General features: G+C 67.3%; 9 protein-coding genes. All 9 read right to left on the bottom strand.

What is annotated here, in order from left to right; all coding sequences use genetic code 11:
• Positions 1-34: 34 nt before the first annotated feature.
• Positions 35-337, bottom strand: coding sequence for a hypothetical protein (locus NTX40_02015; protein ID MCX5647861.1), 303 nt, complete (start codon positions 335-337; stop codon positions 35-37).
• Positions 338-479: 142 nt separating this feature from the next.
• Positions 480-1469, bottom strand: a complete 990-nt coding sequence (locus NTX40_02010; protein ID MCX5647860.1) for a PhoH family protein — start codon at positions 1467-1469, stop codon at positions 480-482.
• A 55-nt stretch (positions 1470-1524) separates the two neighbouring features.
• The gene (locus tag NTX40_02005; GenBank protein MCX5647859.1) at positions 1525-2436 is read right to left on the bottom strand and encodes a phosphatidate cytidylyltransferase; all 912 of its coding nucleotides are present in this window, start codon (positions 2434-2436) and stop codon (positions 1525-1527) included.
• A complete protein-coding gene (gene uppS, locus NTX40_02000; protein ID MCX5647858.1) occupies positions 2433-3200 on the bottom strand; it encodes a polyprenyl diphosphate synthase in 768 nt (255 codons plus the stop codon). The genes NTX40_02005 and uppS overlap by 4 nt, the downstream gene beginning before the upstream one ends.
• Before the next feature lie 180 nt (positions 3201-3380).
• Positions 3381-4667, bottom strand: a complete 1287-nt coding sequence (locus NTX40_01995; protein ID MCX5647857.1) for an adenylosuccinate synthase — start codon at positions 4665-4667, stop codon at positions 3381-3383.
• A gap of 469 nt (positions 4668-5136) precedes the next feature.
• Positions 5137-6168, bottom strand: a complete 1032-nt coding sequence (locus tag NTX40_01990) for an NAD(P)-dependent alcohol dehydrogenase (GenBank protein ID MCX5647856.1) — start codon at positions 6166-6168, stop codon at positions 5137-5139.
• Positions 6165-7676: an alpha-galactosidase gene (gene melA, locus NTX40_01985; GenBank protein MCX5647855.1), complete on the bottom strand. Its 1512-nt coding sequence runs from the start codon at positions 7674-7676 to the stop codon at positions 6165-6167. Before melA ends, NTX40_01990 begins: the two co-directional genes overlap by 4 nt.
• Before the next feature lie 71 nt (positions 7677-7747).
• Positions 7748-8389: a hypothetical protein gene (locus NTX40_01980; protein ID MCX5647854.1), complete on the bottom strand. Its 642-nt coding sequence runs from the start codon at positions 8387-8389 to the stop codon at positions 7748-7750.
• Between the two features lie 54 nt (positions 8390-8443).
• The coding region (locus NTX40_01975; GenBank protein MCX5647853.1) for a metallopeptidase TldD-related protein at positions 8444-9018 on the bottom strand (575 nt) is incomplete at its 5' end.

Raw genomic sequence — 9018 nt, 5'->3', positions numbered from 1 at the left:
TCAGTTCTCCGTGCGACCGGCTTGAATCAAGACCTTACTCGTGTCCTCCGTCCAAAGTTCCGTGTGATCGCTCCCCTGCGTCTCTCGCGGGCTCCTGGACCTGGGCGTCGGACGGCTCCTCCGACGGATAGGGCACCCGGCTATGATAAACTGAAGCAAGAGTCTTCGTCAAGACCTCCTCTATTCGGTGCAGGTCGCTCAAGGTCAGGCCGCTGGAGTCCAGTTGACCATCCAGGAGGCGCTTCATGATCATTTCGTGGACCGTCGTCTGGATTTTCGGTACGGTCGGCTCCTTCAGGCTCCGCGCCGTCCCCTCCACCGTGTCGGCGAGCATCACGATGGCGGTCTCCGGCGACCGCGGTTTCGGGCCCGGATACCGATAATCCGCCTCCAGCGGCGCCTCGCCGCCGATGCGGCAGGAGCGCGCGCGTGGCGCTCGGCGCGCCGCGGTCCGGCCTCTTGATGGTTCCCGGGCGTCCTCATGGCTCCTCGGCCGGCCGGCGGCGGGTGCGTTCGCGGCTGCGGTCCTCCGTCCCCCGCTCGCCGCGCTCGTACGCGTTCACGATCTCCTGCACCAGCCGATGGCGGACAATGTCCCGCCGCGTCATCTCGTGGAACTCGATGCCGTCGATCCCCGACAGTTTCTCCCACGCGTCCACCAGGCCGCTCTTCGTTCCTTCCGGCAGGTCGACCTGCGTGATGTCGCCCGTGACGATCATCTTGGAGCGCATCCCCATTCGCGTCAGGAACATTTTCATCTGGGCGGTCGTCGTGTTCTGCGCCTCGTCCAGGATGATGGTGGCGTCGTTGAGCGTCCGGCCTCGCATGTACGCCAGCGGGATGATCTCGATGACGTCCGTCTCCATCAGCGCCCGCACCTGCTTGAAGCCCATCATGTCGTGCAGGGCGTCCAGCAGCGGCCTCAGGTACGGGTTGATCTTCGCCTCCAGGTCGCCCGGCAGGAAGCCCAGCCGTTCCCCCGCCTCCACCGCCGGCCGCACCAGCACCACGCGCTTGATCTGGCCCTTCTTGAGGGCCTGGACCGTCATCGCCACCGCCAGGTACGTCTTGCCGGTCCCCGCGGGGCCGATCGAGAAGACCAGGTCGTTCTCCTCGATGGCCCGGCAGTAAACGAGTTGGCCGGGCGTCTGCGGCCGGATCGGCCGGCCCGACGTGTACACCTCGATCGCCAAAGCCTCCGGTCCGCGGCCGGAGCGGGCCACCGCATCGATCACCTGCTGGACCTCGCGCTCCGAGACGACCTGCCCGTCCACCGCCATCCGGTCCAGTTCCTCCAGGACCGTCTCGGCCTGGCGGACGGTCTCGGCCGAGCCGGCCAGACGCACCGCCCCTTCACGGGCCGTCAGGCGGACCGCGAACGCCTCGCGCACCATCCGGAGGTGCTTGTCGCGCGGACCGAAGACCAGGCGGCGGTACTCCCCGCCGGCGAGTTGGAAGGTTCGTTCCATGCCGTTGCCGACCTCGGGAAGGGCGCCTGCCGGGACGCAGGCCCGGAAAGGTCCATTATCCGCCCCAGGCCTCGCCGGTCAATACCACGAGCAACAGGTACGCCACCGGCCCGGCCGCCAGCATCGAGTCCATGATGTCCAGCACCCCCCCGAAGCCGGGAACCCGACCGCTGTCTTTCACCCCGCAACCGCGCTTCATCAGGCTTTCCGCCAGGTCCCCCAGGACGCCGGCCGTCGCCACCGCCAACCCGAAGATGAGCATCTGCCACCACGCGAAGCCGCACCATCCCACGCCGATTCCGATCGCGGCCCCGATCCCCGCCGCCAGCCCGCCGACCATCCCCTCGACCGTCTTGGCGGGGCTGAGCGTCGGCACGAGTTTGCGCCGGCCCACCAGGCTCCCCACCGTGTACGCCCCGACGTCGCTCCCCTTGACGACGCCCAGCGTCAGCGCGAGGTACCCGAGCCCCCGCATCGGGTCGTCCGACAGGAACCGCACCTTCGCCAGGAAAACCCCCAGCAGGCCCACCGCGAGGACCCCGAGGACGGTCCACGCGACGCTCGCCAGCGCCCGCCCCATGTCGCTGCCGGACCGTTCCACCCGCCCGATCTGCGCCAGGAACGCCGCGAACGTCAGGCCCACGATCAGCAGCAGGTACACCTCCAGGCCGCGGTGGTAAAGCCACGGGCGGATGCGGGGCTCCAGTTGCGTCTCCGCGAACACCGCCGCCACCAAAATAACAACGAACGCCAGGCCGAGCCCCGGCTGGGCCGGCAGGCCCCGCGCCCGCAGCATCCGGAAAAATTCGGCGGCCCCCGCCACGAGCGACGCCACCAGCAGCACCCAGAACCCCGGCGCCGCCGTCAAGCCCGTCCACCGCGACAGCGCCACGTCGCCGTACAGAATCGCCCCCACCGCGACGACCAGGACCGTCCCCAGCATGATGCGCGTCGTGTGCTGGCTCATGCGTGTCGGTTCTCCGGCCCCAGGCCGCCGAAGCGGCGCTCGCGCGACGCGTAGTTCCGCATCGCCGCGTGAAGGTCCGCCTCCTTGAAGTCCGGCCAAAGCGTCTCCGTCACCCACAATTCCGCGTACGAGATTTGCCACAGAAGAAAGTTCGACAGCCGCATCTCGCCCGCCGTCCGGATCACAAGGTCCGGGTCCGCCATCCCGGCCGTGTAGAGCGCCCCGGCGACCGTCTCCTCCGTGATGGCGTCCGGCTCGAGCAGGCCGTCCCGCGCGCGCTGCGCCAGGTCGCGCGTCGCGTCCGCGATCTCCTGCCGGCCGCCGTAATCGATCGCCGCGCACAGCACGAGGCCCGCGTTCGCCGACGAGTCCGCCGTCAGACGGTCTATCTCGGCCAGCGTGTCCGGCGGAATGCGGTCCCGCCGGCCGATCACCACGAAGCGCACGTTGTTCTCCAGGACCGTCGCCCGTTCCTTCGACAGTTGCCGGCGCAGTTGTTCCATCAGGAACCGGACTTCGTCCGCCGGACGCCGCCAGTTCTCGCTCGAAAACGCATACAGCGTCAGTTGCTCGAGGCCCAGCCGGGCCGATTCCTCGACGATCCGGCGCGCCGCCTGACCGCCGCGGCGGTGACCTTCGATCCGCGGCAATCCACGTTTGCGCGCCCACCGCCCGTTGCCGTCCATCACGATGGCCACGCGCTTCGGCCGGGCCTCGCGCGGCACGTCGGCCAACGCCTCGGGGATGTATGGGGTATTACCCATCGCGTCACTTACGGGCCATGCTCACTTGCCCGCAGACCTCCAATGACGAATGACGAAGTCCGAATGATGAATGAATGGCGAAAAGGCAATGACGAATGCTGACGGCGCCGGTTCTTTTTCGTCATTGGTCATTGTCGTTTGATTCGACATTCGGATTTCAAAATTCGTCATTCCGCTCATTTATGAGCGGAAGATCGTCTGTTCCCGGTCCGGGCCCACGCTGATCAGCATCACCGGCGCCCCCACCAACTCCTCCACGCGCTCCACGTAGTCGCGGGCTGCCCGCGGCAACTCCTCGAACGACCGCGCCCCCGAGATATTCTCTTCCCACGGCTCGAGGGTCTCCAGGATCGGCTCCGCCTCCGCCAGCACCTGCGGGTCGTCCGGAAACGTCTCCAGCCGCTTCCGCCCCACGCGGTACCCCGTGCAAATCTTGAGTTCCGGCAATCCGCCCAGCACGTCCAGGAGCGTGATGACGATCCCGTCCAGGCCGTTCAGCCTCGCCGAGTACCGGATCGCGAACGCGTCCAGCCAGCCGCACCGTCTCGGCCGGCCCGTCGTCGTCCCGTACTCGTTGCCCTGCTCGCGGATCTGGTCGCCGATCGCGTTCACGAGTTCCGTCGGGAACGGCCCTTCGCCGACGCGCGTCGTGTACGCCTTGACGACGCCCAGCACCTGGTCGATCGCCCGCGCTGGCACGCCCGTGCCCGGCCAGACGCCGGCCGTCGAAGCGTTCGAACTCGTGACATATGGATACGTCCCGTGGTCGATGTCCAGCAGCGTCCCCTGGGCCCCCTCGAAGAGGATCCGCTTCCCCTCCGCCACCGCGTCCAAGAGCAGGGCCGTCGTGTCGGCTATCAGGGGGCGGACCTCCTCGCCGTAGGCGGCATATTCCCGCCAGACGGCATCCGCGTCGAGCGGCTCGGCCCCGAACACGCCCGCGAACAGGCGGTTCTTCGCCGCCACGATCCGGCGGACCTTCGGCTCCAGGTGCTCCGGCCTCAGGAACTCGCCCGCCCGGATGGCGTGCACCCGGTTCGCCTTCTCCGCGTACGCCGGGCCGATGCCGCGCAGCGTCGTCCCGATCTTGCCTTTCCCCTCGTGCTTCTCCGAAAGGGCCTCGATCTGCTTGTGCCAAGGCCAGATGGTGTGCGCCCGGCTCGACACCTTCAGTCGCTCCCGCAGGCCCGGCGCCACCCCCTCGTGCCGCTCGATTTCTTCCAAGAGCACCTGCGGGTCCACCACCACGCCGCCGCCGATGACGCACTGGACCTGCTCGTGGAAAATGCCGGACGGCACGAGGTGCAGTTTGTACGTCTCCCCGCCGAACGCCACCGTGTGGCCGGCGTTGTTGCCCCCGTTGTACCGGACCACCAGGTCGTGCTCACCGGCCAGGAGGTCCACGATCTTGCCCTTGGCCTCGTCGCCCCACGTCAGGCCCACGACACAGGTGTTTCCTCGGGTCATCACGTCGCGACGCCTCCCTTAACGCCCTCGGCCGGCGCAAACCACCGGCGCTGCCCCTTCCCGAGGCACGCGCCGTTCGCCCAGTCTATCCGCCCTAGGCCCCCCATTCCAGGGAAAAACCCCTGCCAGACCCTTTCCGGGCCCGGTTTCGCTCAAGTGAACCCGCCTTCTTGACGATACTTCGACCGTGAGGCTGTGGGTCAACCCCGACTTGTTCGGGGGCAGCCTGCCTTGAAGGATCCGGGCAACGGCGAGCCCGGATCCTCTTTTATCATCCGCCCCGGCTCGGAAGCGAACCGAAGAATGACGAATGCCGAAACCCGAATGCCGAATCAAGCCCGAAATCCGAATGACGAAGGCTCGTCACCCATCGCCCCTACCGCGACGGCCGACCCCGCGCGGTTTGGTCATTGCTGTTTGCCGTTTGTCGTTTGATTCGTCCTTCGGGTTTCGTCATTCGCCATTCCATTCACGGTTCAATCAGCGCCTTGATGATCCCATCCTCGTACTTCTCCATCAACTCGAACCCCTCGGCCGCGTGCTCCAGGTCGAACCGGTGCGTGACGAAACTCGCGATGTCCGCCCTCCCGCTCGCCACCAGCGCGAGCGCCTGGCGCATCGTCCCCCGCGATCGCCTCACGAACACCAGGCTCAACTCCTTCCGCCGAGCCTCGTGCGGATCCACCGGAATCGTGTCCTCCTCCGCAATGCCGGCGCACGCCACCCGCGCCCCGATCGCCGCGACCTGGATCGCCTGCACCACCCCCGCCGCCCGGTTCGTGCACTCGAACACCAGGTCCGCCCCGTGCCCGTCCGTCAGCCGATTCATCGCCTCCGCCGGGTCTTCCTTCCCGACGTGGATCGTCGCGTCCGCCCCCAGCCGCTTCGCAATCGCCAGCCGGTAGTCCACCACGTCCGTCACGATGACGCGCGCCGCGCCGCCCGCGCGGGCCATCTGGAGGCACCCCAGCCCGATCGCGCCCGCGCCCACCACCGCCACCGTCTCGCCCGGCCGCATCCCCACCAGGTTCGCCGCGTGCACCGACACCTGGAACGGCTCCAGCATCGCCGCCTCCGCCAGGCTGAGCGAGTCCGGCACCGGGAGGCATTGCGACGCCTCCAGCACCGCGTACTCGCACATCAGGCCGTCCACCGGCGGCGTGCTGAGGAACTTCACCTTCGGGCACAGGTTCGGCCGGGCCGTCAGGCACCACGCGCAGTGCCCGCACGAGTGCGCCGGATCGACCGCCACACGCTGGCCCACCGCCAGGCCCGTCACCCCTTCGCCCAGGCCCGCCACTTCGCCCGCGCCCTCGTGGCCCGGAATCTGCGGCCCCCCGAGCACCTGCTTCCCGATGCGCCCGTGGGAATAGTAATGCACGTCCGACCCGCACACGCCGACCGCCCGCACGCGCATCAGGACCTGTCCCCGGCCCGGCTTCGGCTTCGGCCGCTCCTCCACCCGAAGGTCGTGGGTTCCATGCAACACGAGGGCTTTCATTGCTTCCTGCCTTTCTTTCGGGTGCGTGCGGCCCCGGGTTTCCTCGCGGGCGGTTTTGGCTTCCTCGCCCCCTTCGCGGGGACCTTGCTCTCGGCCAACTCACCGAACCGCCGCGCAATCACCAGCGCCGGGTCGAGCGGCACCTCGACCGCCCGGACGTCCTTCGGTATCGCAATCGTCGGCGCCGGCCGGAGACGCTTGCCCTCGAACTGCGGCAGCCACGGGGCCTCCGCCCGCAGCAACTCGGCCGTCATCTCGCGCGCCTCTTTCAACGTCAGGACCGCGCTTGTGAGCGGGTCCACCGCAATCGCCTGCATCGCCCGCTCCGGGTCCCCCGCCAGCGCCGCCTCCACCGTCAACTCCTGCACCGCGACGTTCGAGCGGTTCAGCGCCGCGCACCCGGCCGGCAGGTCGCCCACACGCTCCGGATGAAATCCCCGCCCGTCCACGAACACCGGCACCTCGACGCAGCAGCCCGCCGGCAGGTTCGTGATGTACCCGTCGTTCCGCACGTTCCCGTTCAAGCGGAACGGCACGTCGGTCTGGTGCGCCTCCAGGATGTACGAGCAATACTCGACGCTCCGCCCGCGGATCTTCGGGTCCTCCGCCTCCAGGTAATCCACGCCCTCGTATTTCTCCTTCAGCATCGTGGAGTAGCGGTAGTACGCCCCCGACGCCCCGCCGAAGTCCGGCTGGTCGCAGTAAAGGTCCATGGCCCGCTTGTGGCTGCGGAACCACGGCAGGTATTCCGACAGGTGCCCCGTGCTCTCCGTCATGAAGTACCCGAAGTGCCGCATCACCTCGCACCGCACCTTCTCGTTCACGTAATAGGCGGGCTTCTCGATCTGTTCACGCAAGATGGGATTGAGGTCCCGACCGTCGCGCTTGTCCCGCAGCCTCAGAAACCACGCCATGTGGTTGATCCCCGCCGCGAGGAAATCGATCTCGCCCTTCGGCACGCCGACGTATCGGCTCACCAGGTCGAGCGTCGTCTGCACACCGTGGCACAGGCCGATGAACTGGACGGAGGCCGACCGCCCCAGCGCCGCGCACACCGCACCCATCGGATTGACATAGTTTAAGAGGAGCGCCTCCGGGCAGAGCGCCTCCATGTCGCGCGCCAGTTCGACCATCACCGGGATCGTCCGCAGCGCCCGCATCACGCCCCCCGGCCCGAGCGTGTCGCCGATGCACTGGTCCACGCCCCAGCGCAGCGGGATCTCGTAATCGGAGCGGAACACCTCCAGACCGCCCACCTGCAGCATCGCGATGACGTAGTCCGCGCCCTGGAGCGCCTCGCGACGGTCCAGCGTCGCCGACACCGTCGCCTCGCACCCATTCGTGCGGATCACGCGCTCGACGAACCGTTCCATCTGCGCGAGTTTCGGTCTGGTGCGGCTCATGAGGCGGATTTCCGCGCCCCGGAGGGCCGGCGTCGCCAGGATGTCCATCGCGAGGGTCTTCGCGAACACCAGGCTTCCCGCCCCGATCATCGCAATTTTCGCCATCGCCCGCTCTCCTTCGCTGCGCGCCCCGCAGGTTTACCCGCCGTGCGAAACCGGCTACAAACGCCTTTCAGCTAGCCTGCAAGTTCTTGGTGACACTCGCGGCAGGTCAGCAGGCAGTTATTCTCGCTGTAACCCTTGGTGCTGTCTTTGCGGTGGATTTCCACGCCCTTGAGGGAATGGAATTCCTTGCGGCAGACTTGGCAACTTGTCTGGCCCGAATCCCAGAGCGCCTTTTTGATAGGCCGCTTCACGCGGATCTCGTCCTGGAGGAGTCGCGCGAATATCCAACGGTTGATCTTGAACGTCAGGACCTCATCCTTGCCTGCGGCACGCGCAATCAAGCAACGCACGCGGTTCAGAATCGGGTCGGCCAACTGTTTGACCTCCGGATCGCGCGCCTGGGGGCCTCTTGCCATCGGCTGCCTCTCTGCCTCGGCGGTGGGCGCGACAGGTGCTGTTCTGCCGACGCGCCGGCATTCGCCCTTTTCGGCTCGAAGGTTCTCACGCTCCTTTTCGGACAAGAGGTCCCTAAACCGCCCCCGCGTCGCTTGATAACGGTACCACACCCAGTGTGTTTTCTTCCAAAGGCTCTGGGGAAAGTGCTTCTTCACCTCGGACGTTAGAGCATCGTAATCAACCCGCCCGTTTGTACGATGAATGTAGTCGAGCACTAAAGCCTTGATGGTTCTGTACTCGCCCGATGGCGTCGGCATGGCGACCCCCTTTCATTTCGCACTCCACACTCCCCACTCCGCACTCCGCACTTCTCAAAACTCCGTCGTCCCCGTGAACTGCACCCCGCGGATCCGCACCGTCGGCACCACGTACGGCCCGCGCACGAGCACGAGCCGCCGCGACGCCCCGTCCATCCGACCCAGTGCCTCCAACACGTTCTGGGTATACCGCAAGTTCCGCACCGGGGCCACGATTTCCCCGTCCTCCACCAGGAACGTCCCGTCCCGCGTCATCCCCGTCAGGACCGTCTTCATCGGGTCCAGGATGTTCGTGTAATGAAACCGCGTCACCACGAGGCCGCACTTCATCTCCGCGACCAGACGCCGCGCGCTCGAACGCCCGCCCTTCAAAAATAAGTGCATCGGCAGGCACTCGCCCGCGCTCGTCGCCGGCAGGCCGTGCCCCGTCGAACGCCATTTCCCCAACCGCCGCGCCACCGCGTAGTTCGTCGCCACCGCCTTCGCCATGCCGTCCTCGATGAGCGCGATCCGACGTTTCGGCATCCCCTCGTAATCGAACGCCTGCGGAATCGTCCGCCGGTCCAGACCGTTGTCCCAGATCGTGACCGCTTCCCCCGTCACCCGCTCGCCCAGCCGGCCCGCCAGCG

The organism is Planctomycetota bacterium, from assembly GCA_026387035.1.
GTDB lineage: Bacteria > Planctomycetota > Phycisphaerae > FEN-1346 > FEN-1346 > JAPLMM01.
This window is presented reverse-complemented; position numbering and strand designations above follow the sequence as displayed.